Origin of the sequence: Dokdonia pacifica (assembly GCF_900188275.1) — a bacterium.
Classification (GTDB): domain Bacteria; phylum Bacteroidota; class Bacteroidia; order Flavobacteriales; family Flavobacteriaceae; genus Dokdonia; species Dokdonia pacifica.
In genome coordinates this window covers 37,336-58,044 of the sequence record NZ_FZNY01000006.1, presented here as the reverse complement: position 1 = coordinate 58,044, position 20,709 = coordinate 37,336, and the positions used below count along the sequence as shown (strand labels likewise).

Sequence of the window (20,709 nt, the reverse complement as noted above, 5' to 3'; positions counted from 1 at the left end):
ATGTCAAAAATAATGCCTTTTCCTGAGAATGCAATTATGTCAGGTAGGTATCTCTTTTTATTGCTTTATTATCTACTGTTTTGACAGGTTTTTTATACGCTTTCGCGAAAGCGGACTCATATATACATAAAAACAAAACCCGTTACACAATTGTATAACGGGTTTTTGTATCTCTAATAGAAAAGAAAGATTAAGCTTCTTCTGTTTCTTCTTCTTTTTTCTCTTCTTTTAATGCTTTCTTCTGTACCGTATCAAACATTACTGGAGTTGCAATAAATAGTGAAGAATACGTTCCTACGATTACCCCAACAATTAATGCAAACATTAATCCTCTAATAGAATCTGCTCCTAGGAAGAAGATTGCTAATAACACGATTAATGTAGTTACCGATGTATTTAATGTACGACTTAATGTACTATTTAATGCTTGATTGATAAGCTTTCCAAATCCACGTGTTGACCCATGTTCTTTAATATATTCACGAATACGGTCAAATACAACCACGGTATCATTCAGAGAGTATCCAATTACCGTTAGGATAGCCGCGATAAAGTTTTGGTCTACCTCCATATCAAATGGCATGATGTTTTTGAAAATAGCAAAGATTCCAAGTACTAATAATACATCATGGAATACCGCCGCAACTGCTCCTAAAGAGAACTGCCATCTACGGAAACGTAATAAGATATATAAGAATACAACGATTAATGATCCTATGACAGCAAATAAAGCGCCTCTCTTAATATCATCTGCAATGGTAGGTCCTACTTTGTTGTAACTCATTTTACCTATTTCCTTTCCATCAAATGATCTACTAAAGTCTGCAAAATTTAAATCTGCAGGTAAGTAGGTTTTAAGTGCTTCATATAACTTCTGCTCTACTGCTTCATCTACTTCTAATCCACTTTCTTGGATTCTATATTTAGTAGTAATCTTTAATTGATTATCGGCTCCGTATGTTTTTACAATCGCACTTCCAAATACAGCATCACTTGCTAAAAGCTCTCCTACTTCTGAAGAGTTCATTGCTTTTTCAAAACGAACGGTATACGAACGTCCTCCTACAAAGTCAACCCCTGCATTTAATCCTCCCGTAACTAGAGAGAAAATACCTATAGCTACTAATGCTGTAGAAATGATATAAGCAATCTTACGCTTTCCTAAGAAGTCTATTTTTGTATTTGCAAATAGGTTTTTAGTCATTCCTGTTGCAAACTCAAGTGACTTTCCATTCTTACCATAGTTATCTATGAAAAGACGTGTAATGAATATTGCAGAGAATAAAGAAGTTGCAATACCTATCATTAAGGTTGTTGCAAATCCTTGTACAGGTCCTGTTCCAAATAAGAATAAGATTAATGCTGTTAAGAAAGTAGTAATGTTGGCATCAAGAATAGATGACAATGCATTATTAAATCCATCTTTAATTGCATCTTTTTGAGATTTCCCTTTACGCAACTCTTCTTTGATACGCTCAAAGATAAGTACGTTCGCATCTACAGACATACCAATAGTAAGTACAATACCTGCAATACCAGGAAGTGTTAATACAGCTTTGATACTTGCTAATACTCCAAAAATGAATAAGATATTTACGATCAAGGCGATATCTGCAAATAATCCTGCTTTACCGTAGTAAAATACCATCCATATTAGTACTAATACAAGTGCAATAATAAATGAGATCACACCACTATTAATAGCTTCTTTTCCTAATGTTGCTCCAATTTCTTCTGCTTCAATGACATCTGCAGAAGCTGGCAATTTACCTGCATTTAATACCGTTGCAAGATCTTGTGCTGATTGTACGGTAAAGCTTCCTGAGATTTCTGTACCACCACCCTTAATTTCTTGTCTAGCAGTAGGTGCAGATTGTACTGTATTATCAAGAACAATGGCAATCGCATTTCTTTTTTGTGATACGGTACGTGTTAATTTAGCCCACTGTCCTATTCCTTGACCTTCAAAATCAAGACCTACAGCTGGCTCTCCTGTTTGTTTAAATTGTTGAACTGCTCCATTTACTACATCACCACTCATTGCTGGTTCTCCAGAACGGTTAGATTCTAATGCATATAAATACACCACTTCTTCTCCTTCTTCTTCATCTTCCCCTTCTGGTACTGGAAGTGTTTCTATATCTCCCCAAGCAAACTTAGCAAAACGTAGATTTGCTGGACGCAAACGTACCATTTCTGGAGTTCTTAAATATCCATTTATCTGAGCAGTATCTTTTACAGCCGCATATGCTATTCTTGCTGCTTCTCTGTATTGTATACTTGGTTTTAAAATATCAAAAAGTGGAGACGCCTGTGCAGCAGCCTCTTCAACATCTTCTTCAACGTCTTTTAGTAATTCATCTACAACATTATCTGAATTTTCAGTAGAATCTTGTACTACTTCTGCTGCTTCTTTTTCTTCTTCTACCTTAATCTTAGCCGCTAATGCTTGGTCTACAGATAACAAATACAAGTATACATCTTCAGCATAATGTGTTTCATAAAACTCTAATTGTGCTTTTGCCGTTACAAATCGTACGGCACGTTGGATATCTTTTGCTCCTGGAAGTTCTACAAGGATACGACCATTATCTCCAAGACTTTGAATATTAGGTTGTGTAACCCCAAACTTATCTATACGATTACGTAATGTCTCAAAAGCAGATTTAATCGTTTCTTTCACTTGCTCTCTCAGAACGCCAGCAACCTCATCGTTGCTCATCGTATTATTTACTTTATCTCCAAGAATTACATTTGAGAAAATGTCTGGATCTGCTAGATTCTTATCACCTCCTTGAGCCTCAAAAGCTGTTAAGAAATCATCTAGGTAGGTGTTTTGACTGTTCTTTTGTGCTTCGTCTGCAGCATCTAAAGCAGCGATAAATTTTGGATCTCTTTTTCCATTAGCTAATCCTCCTAAGATATCTCTAACAGAAATCTGAAGAATTACGTTAATTCCTCCTTTAAGGTCAAGACCTTTATTAAGTTCTTTTTCTTTTGCTTCATTATAGGTAATTCCAGCAAAGATATTTTGTTTCCCTATACTATCTAGGTAGATACGCTCATACGCATCTCTCTCATCAGCATTGTCACCTGCCTTACTAATGGCATATTCTTTTGCTGCTGTTTCTTTATTATTTGCTATAAATGTAAATGAGAGTATGTATAAACATACCAATCCAAAAATAATAGCAAATACTCTTACAAGTCCTTTATTTTGCATTTTGTTGTTTTTAGTATTCAAATAATAGTGACAGAAAATCTATGATTTCCAACACTTTTTTGATAATGATTTAATTAGGTAATTTAGTTGAGGCTTATTCTATAAGCCGTATGTAAGTGATATTAAGATGTAAATCACTTAATTTGAGAATTTCTTTAAGCTATAGGTCCAGCTCGCACTTCTGGAATTTTGTAGGTAGTATTATCTATTGCAATGGCGTTATTTCTGTAACGCACATATGCTGTTTTCTCTAATTTGTCTTTTTCTTCACTACTCTGTTTACCTATTGTGGCATATACATCTGGAGTAAAAAAACGAATGATTTCTGATTTAGCTTCTAAAACATTTCCGCTAGACCCAACAAGATCACTCCCATTTTGAATCTCATAAACATCAAGTTGATAAGATGTTAGTTCTTTTTCGGAAGGTTTTTCTGTATCCTTTTTGTCTGAAGTTGTATTGAATGCAATTTCAATTCCTTCTGAAAATATTTTTTTAATCTCAGAAACTTTAACATCACTGTAGTAAGTGATTTTTAAGGTTCCATTTCTTAATTCTTGAATTTTTATGTTATCTACCGCTACAGTTTCTAGCTGGCTTTTAACAAGTGCTATTGCATTTTGAGTTTCGTTAGGCGTAACCTCAATATCTGCAAACTGAATAACAATCTCTTGATTAGGCACATTAACACGCTCTAAGCTAATCCCAAGAATAGCTAGAGTAAAAATAAAAGCACTGATGTACCATTTGTTTTTCACGCGTCTAATTTTCAAAAAATAAGAGTTCTGTTTTGTTTTTCGTTGTTACCAATCTTTTTACAAAACGTGCAAATATAGGGTTTCAATTATGATTTGCCAATATTTTTCACGTTCTAAATTTAGTGACTATTTACTTTAAAAATACATTTTGATTCTGCTTAATTATATCTGGCTTTATACGCTTTCGCGAAAGCGTACTCAGGAATACATAAATTATAATACTTGTTTATCAAATTGTACAATTTCCAGTTGTTGTATAGGGCCACTTTCTAAAATAACAGCTAAAGCAAATACTTCTCTTTCTTTTAAATCGCCACTTATTTCGGCTTTTCCACCTTTAATAGCCTGAGATACTACTGGTGCCATAACTACCGTTCCGTCTATCACAATGGCAATAGCAAAGTCTTCTTCTGCCGCACGTCTTGTTAATCGCTCCCATTTTTCGGCTTGTAAGCCTTCCATACTAATTAAAATACTAGGTCTTCCTGTTTGGGTACGTCCCGCTTTTACTTGAGAGATGATATTGCCATACATTGCGGGTTGTCTTTTTGCTCCTATATCTAAAGCATATAATGATACTAATGATGTTCCTGGATTTCGAGTTCCCCAAGCAAACTTGATTCGTAATTTCTCTTTATTGAGAATATGATTAATTTCTGACGTATTGAGTAGTTTATTAAGTATAATAGTATCTCTTACATCTGCAATTCCAATGTCTGACAAATATATAGAAGGTGAAAAAGTATTTTCGATATATACTGTATCTGAAGAAATCATCTTAAGAAGTTCTTCCGGAACTTGATATATATCCATATAATTTTTGGTTTCATAAAACGAAAGATTCCCTTTGGTGGTAATGATATCTCTTACAATACTATCTATCGCAGAACTTTTAAAATTGATGGATATGTCTGTATCATTCTCTTTGGCGATATGAACTTCTCCAGTACCCGTAATGGTTTGTAATCGTTGTTTAAGACGCTCTATGGTACTATCTTCTATGGAATTTGAAGTGACTTGGATCTCATATGCATATTTAGGTTGACGTGTGCAAGACATCAAGCAAAGCATAAAACAAATAATACTTATTGATTTTACAGACATTTACATATTGTTTTTAAATACTAAAAGCTATCCGAAGATAGCTTTTATTGATATATTATGTGATATAGAAATTATACGTTTATATAAGGCTATTGGTTTTCTTAACCCCTGCAGCGCTTTCTTCTAAGTGTGCTTTTTCTGCATCACTTAGGTTAATTTCTACAATTTTTTCAATCCCATTGCGACCTAATACAACAGGCACTCCGATACATAAATCTGAAAGTCCGTACTCTCCATCTAATAAAGTAGAGCAAGGGAATATTTTCTTTTGATCACAAGCAATTGCTTGTACAAGTCCTGATACTGCAGCACCTGGTGCATACCAAGCAGATGTTCCTAATAACTTAGTTAAAGTAGCGCCTCCTACTTTAGTATCTTCAAGTACTTGTTGTAAACGTTCTTCGCTTAAGAATTCTGAAGCTGGAACACTATTACGAGTAGCTAAGCGTGTTAAAGGTACCATTCCTTTATCAGAATGCCCTCCAATCACCATACCATCTACATCAGAAATAGGAGCTTCTAATGCTTCGGCTAAACGATATTTAAAACGTGCACTATCTAATGCTCCTCCCATACCTATAATGCGGTTTTTAGGAAGTCCTGTTACTTTATGTGCTAAATATGTCATGGTATCCATTGGGTTAGAAACCACAATTAAAATCACGTTTGGAGAATGCTCAACCAAACTAGCTGCTACAGATTTTACAATTCCAGCATTGATTCCGATAAGTTCTTCACGAGTCATTCCAGGTTTACGAGGAATTCCAGAAGTAATTACCGCAATATCACTCCCTGCTGTTTTACTATAATCACTAGTAGAACCAGTAATTTTTGTGTCAAAACCATTGAGAGAAGCTGTTTGCATTAAGTCCATAGCCTTACCTTCGGCATATCCTTCTTTAATATCTAATAATACAACCTCACTTGCAAAATCTTTAATAGCGATATATTCGGCACAACTTGCTCCTACTGCTCCTGCACCTACTACGGTAACTTTCATAAATTTATTTTTTTGAATTTGTTATTGTTTTTTCAACTAGTCGCAAAAATACGGCTTCTTTAACATTTAATTACTAATTAAGGGTTAAAAGACATTGGAAACTATTCATTTTTTTAAATTACTAATAAAATGATGGGTAACAAAAATATAGGATCTGTCTCTACCCATTATATAGGCTTATCACGTATCTAAAACTTGAGAAGTTTATTAAAATCCTAAACCTAATTTAAATTCAAAATTATGAACAAATTATTTTTTTTAGTAGCCTTATTCTTTTTATGTAGTATCACTGGATGTGAAAAAGATGATACCATAGATAACATCTTAGATGCTGACACAGAAAACACTACTGCCAACTTTGTAACTACTAGTTCTCAGTTTGCCATTGGGAAAATTGTCATAAAATATGTAGTTGGTACTAATGAAGCCGAAAAACAAGTGATAAGAGATCTATTTCAAGTCACTGATTATAAAAAATGTACTTGTGCTGATCCTACTCTTGAGCAATGGTTTTTTGATCTAGATGATAATGGCAATATATTATCTAGTGGAATTTCCCTAGAGACAGTTGCCGAGTCTTCTACCTCGGTTCCCGATGTAGAAGGATCTCAAATAGACACTTATATCAAACACGATGGCTCCAAACTAGACGACCTTTTTGGATCTCCAGATATAGCTCTAGCGTCTAATCTACTAGCTTCATCTAATAGTGGTGTAACGATTGCTGTTATGGACACAGGTATTGATTATAATTACTTTGGTTTTGATGCTGGTTTTCTCTACAACAGTCAATTAAATACAAACGTGTGTTCAGAAAATGGCATGACAGACTATTTTGGATGGGATTTCGTAAATAGTGATAATGATCCTCATGATGATCATGGCCATGGAACTAAAGCTATTTCTATGATATATGATGAATTAAAAGCACAAAATAATAATTTTCAAATACTCCCTATAAAGGTCTTTGATGTAAATGGAAGAGCTAGTATTTTTGATATTCTCTGTGGTTTTAAATATGCGACAAATAATAGTGATGTAGATATCATTAATATGAGTTTTGGATGGTATAATACAGACTATACACTCTTGAAGCATTTTATAGAAGACTCACAAGATGATGTTATTATTGTGACTTCTGCAGGTAATGATACTAATGATAATGATATTATTCCTCACTACCTATCTTCATATGATATGCATAATATTCTTTCTGTCACATCATGGAATGGGAGTTTCTATGATTTTGAATTGTCGAGATTTTCAAACTTTGGAATCGAATCTGTTGATATTGCAGCTCCAGGAGAAAACATTCCTTTTTTCATCAATGAAAATGAATATATTATGATTTCTGGAACTTCATATGCTGCTGCATATGCCGCTGCTATTGCAGGGAAGTTATACACTCCCAATATTACTCCAGATCAACATATCTCAACGATACTCTCTACTACTATTCCGCATGACAGTTTAACGAGTATTAAATACGGTTCATACTTATACTATTAATCAGGTTTGAATAATTAGGTTTAGGTAGACTTTTATTGTTTAAACCACTAGGGAAGGGGGTAATACCTCTTCCCTAAATTAGTATATATTTACAATATAAAACACTACTTATGAGAGAGATAAAAAAAGTAATTTTCACATTAGTATTATATCTTTTTGCATATTCTGTATTTTCTCAAAGTTCACCTGTTGCCTATGTTGATTCTATTAAAGCACAAAAAATCAGTTATGATGAGATAGCTTCACAAATAGAACACTATTTTTTATCTCTTCCTAAGGACACTGCTCACTTAGAAGATGCATATTACGAATATTCAAAATGGTGCTATCAATATTATAGAAATTATGAAAAAGCACAGCTGTATGCTAAAAAAGAACGTGTTATACGAGTAAAAAAATATACTAAAACAGCAAATCACACCACACGGAATTTATATAATCTGGGGCTCTTTCATAGTCGCTCCACATCACCAGATTTATGGAGTGCCAAGGCCTATTTTGACACCTTAGTTTCTGTCTCTAAAGGGAACGATTTACGCATAGCAAAGACGTACCAAGTATTAGGAAATATCTATAAACAGTGGGGAGATTTTCAAAATGCTTTTGAACATTATTTATTATCAGAACAGATTTTTCGTGATCAAGAATATTATAAAGGAGTTGTAGATAATTTAAATAATATGCTAGCGAGCTATGTAGAATTAAACGACCCCATATACCTGCCTGATTTTATAAAAATTAAAGAAAAGATAGATGCATTACCAAAAGATACCATATCTGAAAAAAGTGAGGCAGACATTATTTATAATACGGCTGTCATGTATCATATTGCAAACGTAAAAGAAGCTGAAGAAAGTGCACTTCATGCTTTCTCATTGCGTAAAAGTTTAAATGATCCAGATGAAACATTTAAATCAATAAGTCTTCTAGGTATTATAGCTACCAAAAAAGGTGATTTCGAAATGGCCAGAAACTATTTCAATGAATCTTCCTCATATGCTGTAAATAATAAGATTTTGTTAAGCAACATTTCAAATAATCTAGGTAGTCTTGAGTTAAAATCTGAAAATTATGAAAAAGCATTAGATCATTTTTATGATGCTATTTCATTGGTAAATAATGGAGCTCCAGCATCCCCTAAAAGACAACTGCCTAGCCAAGAAGAAATAAGTATTTCACCTGACAAAAAACGTCTGTTTACGTATTTATATGATGTTTCAAATGGGTGGATGGAATATTATCAAAAGCATCCAAAAGAAGAATACTTATTACAAGCACTTGATATTTTGGCATATACGGATAGAACTATAGACGAACTTTTTTTAGAAAGCCAAGAGGAGTTATCAAAATTAAACTGGCGTAAGAAAGCATCAGATATATATATGAGTGCTATTAAAGTGGCTCATCTCCTTAAAAGAAATGATATTGCCTTCTATTACATGGAAAAAAAGAAAGGGCTTCTTCTATTGGAAAACACCACCGAAACGCTTGCCAAACAGAGAGCAAATATACCTAAACAGATTCTGGATATTGAAGAAAGCATGCTATCAAACATTAGAAGTCACTTAAATTCCATAGAAAATACTTCTGCTACAGAAACACAATCTAAAGAAACGAAGGTGTTACAAACAGAATTATTTTCTATCAAAAGGCGTTATCGAAAGTTTATAGATTCTATAGAAGTTTTATATCCTGTGTATGTAAACTCTAAAAGACAATTCAATATCTCTTCTTTAAAAGAGATTCAGAATGCACTCAGTACTAATGAGCATATTGTTAGTTATGCTTTAGGGGATAGTTTGGGATATGTGATGAACATCACAAAAAATGAGATTCAACTTAAAGAAATCCCTGTTTCTATTCCAATTCTTCAACAACAGATTGAGGAATTCCAACAGGTACTAACACGTCCACTTACAACACTTCAAGAAACTACAGATTATAAAAAAATTGCGACCCATCTATCTAGTAATTTACTTCCCTTTATACGCTTTCGCGAAAGCGTACCAGCAACTTCATTAATTATTATTCCTGATGGGAGTATTCAAAAAGTGCCTTTTGAAGCACTTATGTTATCTGAAGAAGCAATCATAGCCGACGCTTATCTTATCAATAACTACACTATATCGTATAAATACTCTCATTCCTTAGACGAACACATCACACAATTACAGCCTTCAAAAAATCAAAGTACTAGTTTCTTACCTACTCATTTCAAAGACGACTACTTAGCATCTCTTCCAAACAGCACAAAAGAAGCTGATGAAATTATTGAATATTACCAAGATCATATTTATACTGAGAAAAAGGCCAATAAATCTTCATTTTTAAATCAATTTGATCATCATAGTATTATTCATATTTCGACACATGGAGGAACCGACCTGAATGGCCCATGGCTTGCTTTTTATGACGATAAATTACGATTGGAAGAGCTTTACTCCACAACAAAAAGGAAGGAACTTGTTGTACTAAGCGCCTGTAAGACAGATGTAGGAGACATTAAAAAAGGGGAAGGGGTTTTTAGTATTAAAAGAGGTTTTTTTAAAGCTGGAGCAAGAAGTGTAATCTCAACGCTATGGGACGTAAATGAAAAAGCAAATATGGAGATTACCACTTCTTTTTATAAAGAAATTACAGCTGGAAAGAAAAAATCGGAAGCTCTTAGAAATGCAAAATTATCCTATCTTAAAAAACATGCAAATACAAGTGAAGCTTCTCCATATTATTGGAGTGGTATTACTTTAACGGGGCATGACAACACATTAGATTTAAGTATCACTTCTATGAGTCCTACAGTATGGGTGCTCATCGTTATTTGTGTATTAATACTACTGTTTTTATTGACTAAAAAAGCATTACGTAAATAATTCAAAACAATAGAAAAGACTTTTATGAATTTAATGTATTAAGCTAGTAGATTGCTAGATATACTATCCTTTATACAAACCAAGTATTTCTTTTCTAAAACAATCATAGATATATTATTATCTAAGAGGAAATTACATCTTATCTCTTGAACCCATTTTACTTATACCACTTCTTATTTATAAATAAGCTTTTACATACATCAAATTGTAATATCCAATAGCCATTAAACTTTTCCTTTCTACTATCTTCATATTGCACAAAAAACAAACGGGCATTCTATTTGAATGCCCGTTTTCATAAAAATATCAATATAGATATATACTCTCGATTACAAAATCATTATTCTATAATAATCTTTTTATGAATTTTAGTATCTCCTATGGTAAGAATAGCAATATAAATACCTGATTGTAATTTTCTAGCATCCCAGACACTATCAATTAAACGTTGATTATTTGCAGTTCCATTATATGTATATACTTCTCTACCATATATATTATACACTTGAATTGTTACAGCTTCTTTGCTTGTAGTAGTAACTTCAAAATTTACAACATCCTTGCTCGGATTTGGATATGCATTAAATCTAGGTTTACCAGGCTCTCCTCCTTCACAATTAATAGTAACTGGATCTGTTCGACTTGTGGTTGTCTCACATCCAGTTTCTAGATTTGTTACGGTATAAGTCATCGTAACGGTATAGGCACCGCTTCCTGGATACTCATGGAAGCCTCCATTAGAATTTGTAGTTTCTATAGGTGATCCATCTCCATAATCGATAGTATATGATTCACTAAACTGATCACCATCACAACCGCCTACAGAAGCTGCTGCTACTAAATAAACACAGCCTCGAGCTTGACTTGCTTGTATTGGTTGTAGTGTAGCACTACAATTACACTCATCTTCACAAGCTTCTGGCGCATTTATATATACATCAATTAAACAATCATAATATCCAACTATTTGCACCCAAAGTGTCCAATCACCATCATTGATATCTAAGGGGCCTAATTGAACATTTGACATATCTCCAGTACCATTAAACAATACGGTCTCACTACCATCACTTTCAAGCTTTTGCTTGGCCATCCATGGTTGTCCATTAGTTCCTGTAACATTCAAGGTTACAAAATATTCATCATTCCCTTCACATTTGCCTATTTCATAGGATATGTCTAATTCACAAGGCGCTGAACAAGGTTCTGGTGTGTCTACAGTAACTGTGTATACACAATCTGGATCGGCATCATCATACACATCAAATGTTATGGTATCATCATAATCTACAATAGCACCATCCATCCAAATGGTTTTTGTTCCATAAGAACCTGCTTCTCCTACTGGATCTCCTGCTCTCCAAAATGTACCATCACCGCTTAGATCTGTCACCGTAATTTCAAAAGTCCAGTAATCATCATTTGGATTTGAAGTTCCTTGATTATAACATTGAATATTACTTATAGATACTTCTATATTTTCACAATTAGGTTTACCGCAAAGCGTGTAATCTTCTACTTCTCCACATTCTGGAATAGCATTAGGATCAGTTATTGGGTCTGAGCTTACAATAACACGTACCATCTCCCCTCCTTCTATAATACCACTATTAATTTGAGCACTTAGTCCTAACCCAAATCCATTGCCTTGACCATTTACAAATTGTTCTCCTGGATCACTAAAATCACCATCCCCATTTAGATCAATATATAGTGCTCTATATACATCATCTTGTGAAAGATGAACATTAATCTGATTAAAAGTTGACTCTAGTATTGGTATACAAGGATCTTTATAGTCAGAATAATTACCATCTGACGCTTCAGATTCATTCACATAGCTATTGTCAAATAAACGAACTTTTGAAATCCAAGGACATTCTTTACCTCCACAAAGTGTATAATCTTCTACTTCACCACATGCTGGGATAGCATTAGGATCGGTTATTGGTTCTGAGCTTACAATAACACGTACCATCTCTCCTCCTTGAATTGTTCCATCATTAATTTGACCAGACAATCCTAATCCAAAACCATCACCTTGACCATTTACAAATTGTTCTCCAGGATCACTAAAATCTCCATTACCATTTATATCAATATATAATGCTCTATATACATTATCTTGAGAAAGATGAACATTAATTTGATTAAAAGTTGACTCAAATACTGGAATACACGGATCTTTATAGTCAGCATAGTTTCCGTCTGACGCTTCAGATTCATTCACATAACTATTGTCAAATAAGCGCACACGTGATATCCAAGGGCATTCTTCACCGCCACAAAGAATATAGTCTTCTATTTCACCATTAATAACAGGGTCACAAGGTCCTGTAATAGGTTGATCACTTACAATAATACGCAAGAGATGTCCTCCAGTTAGGTTCAAACCATTAAGATTAGTTCCTATACCTGGACTTCCAGTATCCTGAATATTAATTCGTTCTTCACCTGGGTCATCAAAATCTCCATCGTTATTTACATCTACCCATACTCCAATAAAGAGTTCCTCTCTATTTACGGTAATATTAATTTGCTGTGATGTACTATCATAATTAACAGGCATGCAATTTCCAGTAAAATCAGAATAGGCAGAAGCACCGCTTGGGTTTTCATAAAGTAAAGATAGTGACTGTAAAAAATCCCTAGATTGAACTAAAGAAATCCATGCTTCTTGTTGCGTACTCGAAGGTGTACAATTTTGAGCAAATAATCCCTTCTGACTAGAAAAAAGTATGGTAATACATATAAATAAAAATAGTATTTGTCTTTTTTTCATAATAATTGTATTAGTTTAATTCTTACTCTATTACAGGCTTTTCAGATATCGCCTTTCAAAAAACCGATTTACCTTTAAGAGCTTGTATAAACATTTTGTTACCCGATATTTTTCAAGTAATTTTAATCACGCCATTTCACGGCATTTTATTTTATGAATAAAAAAGATCCTTTTATTGATGGTTTTCTAAAAGGGAAACCAGAAACGTTTACCAAACTATATACAGAATCTTTCCCTGCCGTACTAAGCTATATATTGAGAAGAGGTGGCTCTAAAGCTGTTGCTGAAGATATTTTTCAAAATGCATTAGTCACACTTTTTGTCAAATTAAAGAATGACGAATTACAAATACAATCATTTAATAATTACCTATTTACCATATGCAAAAATTTGTGGAGAAGAGAATGCTCACAAAATAGGGTAACAAATTTACCCGCTACACCTCTTATGGACGAGGAGGTTGACTTAGCTAAATTTTCAATTGAGCAAAAGCAATGGGACTTATACCAAGAAAAATTAAAAGAATTATCAGAGAATTGTAGAAAATTACTATTACTGAGTTTTAAAAAGATACCATACAAGGAGATTGTAGTGATTTTCAATTATGCATCCGAAACAGTAGCGAGACAACGTGTTTTTAAGTGCAAATCACGTTTAATAAAACTCATAAAAAATGACAGTAGATATCTGCGACTTAAACCCTGAATTATGAATGATGACGAATTAAAAAATGAGGCAATTGAGCGTTATCTACTCACAAAGATGACAGTTAATGAACGGGAAGAATTTGAAGAAGAAATGATTCAAAATCCTGAACTAAAAGAACAGGTTGCATTATACAAAGCACTTTATAATATTGACCAAGATAACGACGATTGGATTACTATAGAAGATAACCCTCAATTACTGAAGAAAGAAATAGCATTATTTAGATCTCAAGAGACTAAAGAATTTTCAAAATCTCTCAAACAATACAGACAAGCAAATACTAAGGAAAAAGAATCAATGTTCAAGATGCAACGATGGAGTGCTATTGCCGCTATAGTAATTATTGGTGTTTTTATTTTGTATCCAAGATCATCTGACTTACCAGATTTATATGAACAATATCACAATTGGGAAGAGTTGCCTTCTTATGTTTCTAAAGGAGAAAATACAGATCAAATTTTAGAAGAAATAGAAGCTACATTTCGTTCTAAAAAGTATCAAAATATTATAACACTGTCGCAAACATTAGATCCTACTATTTATGAAACCAATCCACAAGTATTATTATTTATAGGAGTATCTTACTTAGAAACAAATCAATATAAAAATGCATTAACGACTTTTGACCGTCTCACAAAAAGTGATGGCTTAGATTTCCATAAAGGGTATTGGTACAAAGTATTAACCTTCTTAAAACAAGAAGACAAAGAAAATGCCGTAAAAACATTAAAAACTATAATGGAGAATCCTACATATTATAAGTACTCTTCTGCAAAAGAGCTTTTAAAAGAACTAGAGTAATAAACGCAGTTATAGGTAACTAAAAATAGGTTCCTTAAATTTTATAATGAATAGATAAATTATAATTAGCAAATTCACCAAAAGTAAATGCATTTGACAAATAGAAATCACCTATGTGATAGTTTACCCCTACATCCCCTTTTACAACTGTTCTAGAAGCATCTAGGTTACCCAAAAGACTATTCAACAGTCCTAATACAAGACCTGGTTCTCCATTCATAATAAAACGAGCGTCATTAAAGACTACTCCAACTCCTCCAAAAAATTCAAAATTTTGATATCGCTTTGAAGCTATTGTTTGAAACAACCACGAGTCTACTTCTACATCTAATTGATTAACTAATAATAAAGGAGAATCTCCATCTTCTGCATCTGGGTCTTCAATTTGAAAAGGGTCAAATGTAAGCCCTGAATTAAATCTTGAATATGCAACTTGCACAGCTACTTCAAGCTGATTTTTAATAGCTCCATCTTGATCTTGACTTCTATTAAAATACTGACTCACTGAATGTTTAACACCTAGTCCTAAAATACCATATTCAGTATCAGAAATTGCTATATCTGGTGAATACCGCACTGTAAGATCTGTTTCTTTCCAAAGTCCAATAGAGGCTTGAAGAAAAGGATGATATAATTGATTTTCATTGATCCCTTCGTACGCCTGAAGTTCATTAGGTTCTCCTCCTAATTCAAAATCAAAGAAAACTGCAGTATCACCTCCTAACACTGTAGGAATGCTCGCTGTCTCACCGCCTCTAATACGCAATGCATTAAAGTCACTATTAGCGACCGTAAATGACCTTCGTCTATTAGGAATAAATAAGGCATTCACATGTACAGAAGCATCTATTTCAAATAATTCTAAACTCTTTGCTGTACTTGCCCAACCGCCTGTTGCTTGGTATGCAGCTGCATCTGCTCCAGGGGCGACATAACGTTCAGAAATGAGCAACATATCACTTAAAATAAGTTCTGTTTCTAATAGGTTGTTTTGAGAAAATAGTAAGGTAGTACTTCCCAAAAAGGAAAGCATAAGTAGGATTTTAGCTTGCATAAATATAGTTTATTATCGAGCGAAAATAAGAGAATTTAATTAAATCAAACTATAGACACATTTAATAAATATTTCTGCAATAAAAAAGGTGAATAACCGCATAGTTACTCACCTTTCTTTATAATGACTGCAACCCATTAATTATCAGATTACAGCATATAAATGACACTTATTATTAAGCATCAATATTTGCATAAACTGCATTTTTTTCTATGAACTCACGACGAGGTGGAACTTCATCTCCCATAAGCATTGAGAATATACGATCTGCTTCGGTACCATTATCAATAGCTACTTGTCTAAGTGTTCTAAACTCAGGATTCATTGTAGTGTCCCAAAGTTGTTCTGCATTCATCTCTCCAAGACCTTTGTATCGTTGTATAGAAACTCCTTGAGTTCCAAAAGAAGCCGCTATTTGATCACGCTGCTCATCATCCCAAGCATATTGTTTTTTCTGTCCTTTCTTAACAAGATATAATGGAGGTGTAGCAATATATACATATCCATTTTCTACTAATTCTTTCATATAACGGAAGAAGAACGTTAGAATTAAGGTAGAAATGTGACTACCATCTACATCGGCATCACACATAATCACTACTTTATGGTAACGTAATTTTGAAAGATTCAAAGCTTTACTATCTTCTTCGGTTCCAATAGTTACTCCTAATGCTGTAAATATGTTTTTGATTTCTTCATTTTCAAAAACTTTATGTTGCATTGCTTTTTCTACATTCAAAATTTTACCACGTAATGGTAAAATTGCTTGAAACTCACGATCACGACCTTGCTTTGCAGTACCACCTGCCGAATCTCCCTCTACAAGGAATACTTCACATAATGCAGGATCGGTTTCTGAACAATCTGATAATTTCCCAGGAAGACCTCCAATACTCATGACAGTCTTACGCTGTACCATCTCACGCGCTTTTTTAGCGGCATGACGTGCTTGTGCTGCAAGAATTACTTTTTGAACAATGGTTTTAGCATCGTTTGGATTTTCTTCCATGTATATCTCAATCATTTCTGCAACTGCTTGCGAAACGGCTGATGTTACCTCACGGTTTCCTAATTTTGTTTTGGTTTGACCTTCAAACTGAGGCTCTCCAACTTTTACAGATATAATTGCTGTTAGTCCTTCTCTAAAATCATCTCCTGCTATATCAAACTTCAACTTGTCTAGCATTCCAGAATTATCCGCAAACTTTTTAAGCGACCCAGTTAATCCACGACGGAAACCTGCTAAATGTGTCCCTCCTTCATGCGTATTGATATTATTTACATAAGAATGTAAATTTTCAGAATAACTATCATTATAAATCATAGCGACTTCTACAGGAATACCATTTTTCTCTCCTTCCATAGAGATTACATCTCCTATGATTGCATTACGCGTACCATCCAAGAATCGCACAAATTCAGAAAGCCCTTCGGTACTATGAAATGTTTCTCCTTCAAACTCTCCATCTTCCTTTTTATGTCGTTTATCAACAAGTGTTATAGTAATCCCTTTATTAAGGTAGGCAAGCTCTCTTAAACGAGATGCTAGCGTATCATAATTATACTCTATTGTTTGTTGGAAAATACTTCTATCTGGCAAGAATGTAACCTCTGTCCCTGTAAAATCAGTATCTCCAATAGCCTTTACAGGATATAATGCTTTTCCTCTTTCATATTCTTGTTCCCAGATTTTACCCTCTTTGTATACGGTAGCTCTTAAATGATCTGAAAGTGCGTTTACACAAGAAACCCCAACTCCGTGAAGTCCTCCAGAAACTTTGTATGAATCTTTATCAAATTTACCTCCTGCACCAATCTTGGTCATTACTACCTCCAGTGCAGATACCCCTTCTTTTTTATGAATTCCTACAGGGATTCCACGACCGTTATCACGTGTCGTAATTGAATTATCTTCATTTATAGTTACATTAATGGTATCACAGTGTCCTGCAAGCGCCTCATCTATTGAATTATCAACAACTTCGTATACTAAATGGTGTAGTCCTCTTACACCTACATCCCCAATATACATCGATGGTCGCATACGTACGTGCTCCATCCCCTCTAGGGCCTGAATACTATCTGCTGAATACTGTTTTTTGTTAGCGTCTTCGCTCATATATAGTCTTCTTAAAATTGTCTTAAAAATCTAAGGTTAACAAATATAAAAAAAGGGCTTCTTCTATAGGGTTAAAAGCATGCCAAAACCTTTGAAGTTATCAACAATTTGTGAAAAAGTAAAAACGCGGGAAGTGTAGTATTTATGCGCTTTCGCGAAAGCGTATACATTCAAATTCTGTTTTGTTTGTAAATGGCATAAAATCAAGCAAAAAACGCCAGCAAATGCCGGCGTTTAAAAGGGGGAGGAAAGTCATTATTTTAATAGGCATCTTCATGCACCATGGCTACTGCTCTACCTGATGGATCATTCATGTTTTTAAATGCCTCATCCCATTCTAATGCAATAGGTGTACTACACGCCACCGATGGTACCGATGGCACACATAATGCAGCAGCATCACTTGGAAAATGTTCTTCAAAAATAGAACGGTAATAAAACTCTTCTTTATTTTGAGGTGTGTGGACAGGGAAACGATGGTGTGCATTTTCCATTTGCACGTCACTTACTTCACTTTCCACTACTTCTTTTAGTGTATCTATCCAACTATACCCTACTCCATCAGAAAACTGCTCTTTTTGTCTCCAAGCAACACTTTCTGGTAAGTATTTTTCAAATGCTTTACGCAATACCCACTTTTCCATACCTCTACGCTCTTTGGTAATCATTTTATCTACTGGGTTTAAACGCATAGCGACATCCATAAATTCTTTATCTAAAAATGGTACACGCCCTTCAATTCCCCAAGCAGCAAGTGATTTGTTTGCACGTAAACAGTCATACATATGGAGTTTATCTAATTTACGTACGGTCTCCTCATGAAATTCTTTAGCATTGGGTGCTTTGTGAAAATATAAGTATCCTCCAAAAATCTCATCGGCACCTTCTCCAGAGAGTACCATTTTTACTCCCATAGATTTAATGACTCTCGCCATCAAATACATAGGTGTACTAGCACGTATCGTTGTGATATCATAGGTTTCTAGGTGATAAATCACATCTCGTATAGCATCTAGTCCTTCTTGAATCGTAAATTCTATAGGGTGATGTACCGTTCCTATATGATCTGCAACTACTTGTGCCGCTGCGAGATCTGGAGACCCTTTAAGCCCAATACTAAATGAGTGTAATTGTGGCCACCAAGCATCTTGCTCATCTCCAGATTCTACTCGTTTTTCTGAGTATAATTTTGCAACAGCACTGGTGATAGAAGAGTCAAGTCCTCCTGATAATAATACTCCATATGGTACATCACTCATTAACTGACGCTTAACAGAAGCTGCAAGTGCATCATGCAACTCTTCTATACTTGTTTCATTATCTTTTACAGCGTCATATTCCATCCAATCTCTTTTGTACCATCGTACCAACTCACCATCTTTACTAGAAAGATAATGCCCAGGAGGAAACAATTCGATTTTTGAACAAACACCTTCTAATGCTTTTAATTCTGATGCTACATAAAAAGTTCCGTGAGCATCCCACCCCATATATAAAGGAATGATTCCCATATGATCTCGGGCAATCAAATAGCTATCTGTTTTTGTATCATACAACGCAAATCCAAAAATACCATTAAGGTCATCTAAGAAGTCAACTCCTTTTTCTTGGTATAGGGCTAATATAATCTCACAGTCTGATTCCGTTTGAAATTCGTAATCAGTAGTAAGTTCTTTTTTAAGTTCTTTGTGATTGTATATTTCTCCGTTAGCTGCAAGAATTAAATTTCCAGAAACATCTACTAAGGGTTGTTTTCCAGAAGCTGGATCTACAATAGCTAAACGCTCATGGGCTAAAATCACTTTTTCAGTAGCATAAATCCCACTCCAATCTGGTCCTCTATGACGAATTGTTTTCGACATTTCTAATAATTGAGGACGTAAGGTTGTCATATCTTGTTTTAGTTCGAAGGCACATACAATTCCACACATAACTAATATTTTTTATAATTTATAGTTCAAATGTCTCATTATAGTTTCATTAATAAAACTATAAATGTATTTTCAATTACAATATGAAACAAAAAACAACATTATAAGTTCAATACATAAGATATACGCTTTCGCGAAAGCGTATTTAGAAAAATTTTGAAAGTTTTGATCAGTAATTACGACCTATTATAAAGGGATAAATCTTAAGCTTTATTTAACATCATAGATTTATAGCCTATAGTATCTTTAAACCAAAATTAAACTCACAATGAAAAAATTATTTACACTAGCTCTTATAGCTATGGCTTTTATGGTTGCTCCTTCGGTTAACGCTCAGTTTGCAGGTCTTCAAAAAAGCCCAACAGATATTGCTTATGCAAAAGCAGATCGTCGTGCAAAACCAACTATTAAAGTAATCTATAGTCGTCCTCAGAAAAAAGGACGTGAGATTTTTGGAAAACTTGAGCCTTATGGAAAAGTATGGCGTACAGGTGCAGATGAAGCTACTGAAATCAAATTAATGAAGGATTATAAATTTGGAGACAAAACCGTAAAAGCGGGAACATACTCTTTATTTACAATTCCTGGAGAAAAAGAATGGACAATTATTATTAATTCTGATCTTGATTCTTGGGGTGCATACTCATATGATGAAGGTAAAGATGTAGCTCGTATCACAGTACCTGTATCACAAGCAAAAGAGACTATAGAAGCATTTTCTATTGGATTTAAGCCTGTAGACAAAGGATACCATATGGTATTAGGATGGGACATGACACTTGTTGAAGTGCCTTTCTACAACTAAGAAACACATTTTTTATATAGAAAAAGCCTTCCCATTTTGGAAGGC

At 34.1% G+C, this 20,709-nt stretch carries 13 protein-coding genes; 5 read left to right on the top strand and 8 right to left on the bottom strand.

The window, feature by feature from the left end; translation table 11 throughout:
- Window positions 1-190: 190 nt before the first annotated feature.
- From secDF to mdh, 4 genes are all read right to left on the bottom strand, one after another.
- Window positions 191-3,223 carry a protein translocase subunit SecDF gene (secDF, locus tag CHB80_RS16815; protein ID WP_089372676.1) on the bottom strand — a complete coding sequence of 1,011 codons (3,033 nt, stop codon included), beginning with the start codon at window positions 3,221-3,223 and terminating at the stop codon, window positions 191-193.
- Between the two features lie 155 nt (window positions 3,224-3,378).
- A complete protein-coding gene (locus CHB80_RS16810) occupies window positions 3,379-3,996 on the bottom strand; it encodes a hypothetical protein (RefSeq protein ID WP_143337168.1) in 618 nt (205 codons plus the stop codon).
- A 198-nt stretch (window positions 3,997-4,194) separates the two neighbouring features.
- Window positions 4,195-5,085, bottom strand: a complete 891-nt coding sequence (locus tag CHB80_RS16805; RefSeq protein WP_143337167.1) for a SecDF P1 head subdomain-containing protein — start codon at window positions 5,083-5,085, stop codon at window positions 4,195-4,197.
- Between the two features lie 79 nt (window positions 5,086-5,164).
- Window positions 5,165-6,085 (bottom strand): malate dehydrogenase, encoded by a 921-nt coding sequence (mdh, locus tag CHB80_RS16800; protein ID WP_089372673.1) that lies wholly within the window; start codon window positions 6,083-6,085, stop codon window positions 5,165-5,167.
- 240 nt (window positions 6,086-6,325) lie between these two features.
- Between mdh and CHB80_RS16795 the strand changes: the two genes are divergently transcribed.
- Window positions 6,326-7,594, top strand: coding sequence for a S8 family serine peptidase (locus CHB80_RS16795; protein WP_089372672.1), 1,269 nt, complete (start codon window positions 6,326-6,328; stop codon window positions 7,592-7,594).
- A gap of 110 nt (window positions 7,595-7,704) precedes the next feature.
- Window positions 7,705-10,464: a CHAT domain-containing protein gene (locus tag CHB80_RS16790; RefSeq protein WP_089372671.1), complete on the top strand. Its 2,760-nt coding sequence runs from the start codon at window positions 7,705-7,707 to the stop codon at window positions 10,462-10,464.
- Between the two features lie 340 nt (window positions 10,465-10,804).
- On the opposite strand, the gene CHB80_RS16785 is transcribed toward CHB80_RS16790, so the two are convergent.
- Window positions 10,805-13,246, bottom strand: a complete 2,442-nt coding sequence (locus CHB80_RS16785) for a GEVED domain-containing protein (protein WP_089372670.1) — start codon at window positions 13,244-13,246, stop codon at window positions 10,805-10,807.
- Window positions 13,247-13,399: 153 nt separating this feature from the next.
- On the opposite strand from CHB80_RS16785, the gene CHB80_RS16780 reads away from it, so the two are divergent.
- Both CHB80_RS16780 and CHB80_RS16775 read left to right on the top strand, forming a co-directional pair.
- Complete coding sequence (locus tag CHB80_RS16780) at window positions 13,400-13,951, top strand: RNA polymerase sigma factor (RefSeq protein WP_089372669.1); 552 nt, start codon at window positions 13,400-13,402, stop codon at window positions 13,949-13,951.
- A gap of 3 nt (window positions 13,952-13,954) precedes the next feature.
- Window positions 13,955-14,755 (top strand): tetratricopeptide repeat protein, encoded by an 801-nt coding sequence (locus CHB80_RS16775; protein ID WP_089372668.1) that lies wholly within the window; start codon window positions 13,955-13,957, stop codon window positions 14,753-14,755.
- A gap of 34 nt (window positions 14,756-14,789) precedes the next feature.
- Here the strand turns inward: CHB80_RS16775 and CHB80_RS16770 are convergent, their stop codons facing one another.
- From CHB80_RS16770 to asnB, 3 genes are all read right to left on the bottom strand, one after another.
- The gene (locus CHB80_RS16770) at window positions 14,790-15,809 is read right to left on the bottom strand and encodes a DUF6588 family protein (RefSeq protein ID WP_089372667.1); all 1,020 of its coding nucleotides are present in this window, start codon (window positions 15,807-15,809) and stop codon (window positions 14,790-14,792) included.
- 175 nt (window positions 15,810-15,984) lie between these two features.
- Window positions 15,985-17,928, bottom strand: a complete 1,944-nt coding sequence (gyrB, locus tag CHB80_RS16765) for a DNA topoisomerase (ATP-hydrolyzing) subunit B (protein ID WP_089372666.1) — start codon at window positions 17,926-17,928, stop codon at window positions 15,985-15,987.
- A 260-nt stretch (window positions 17,929-18,188) separates the two neighbouring features.
- Window positions 18,189-19,859, bottom strand: coding sequence for an asparagine synthase B (gene asnB / locus CHB80_RS16760; protein WP_089372665.1), 1,671 nt, complete (start codon window positions 19,857-19,859; stop codon window positions 18,189-18,191).
- Window positions 19,860-20,127: 268 nt separating this feature from the next.
- Between asnB and CHB80_RS16755 the strand changes: the two genes are divergently transcribed.
- On the top strand, window positions 20,128-20,664 hold the full coding sequence (locus CHB80_RS16755; protein WP_089372664.1) for a DUF2911 domain-containing protein: 537 nt from the start codon (window positions 20,128-20,130) through the stop codon (window positions 20,662-20,664).
- Window positions 20,665-20,709 lie beyond the last annotated feature (45 nt).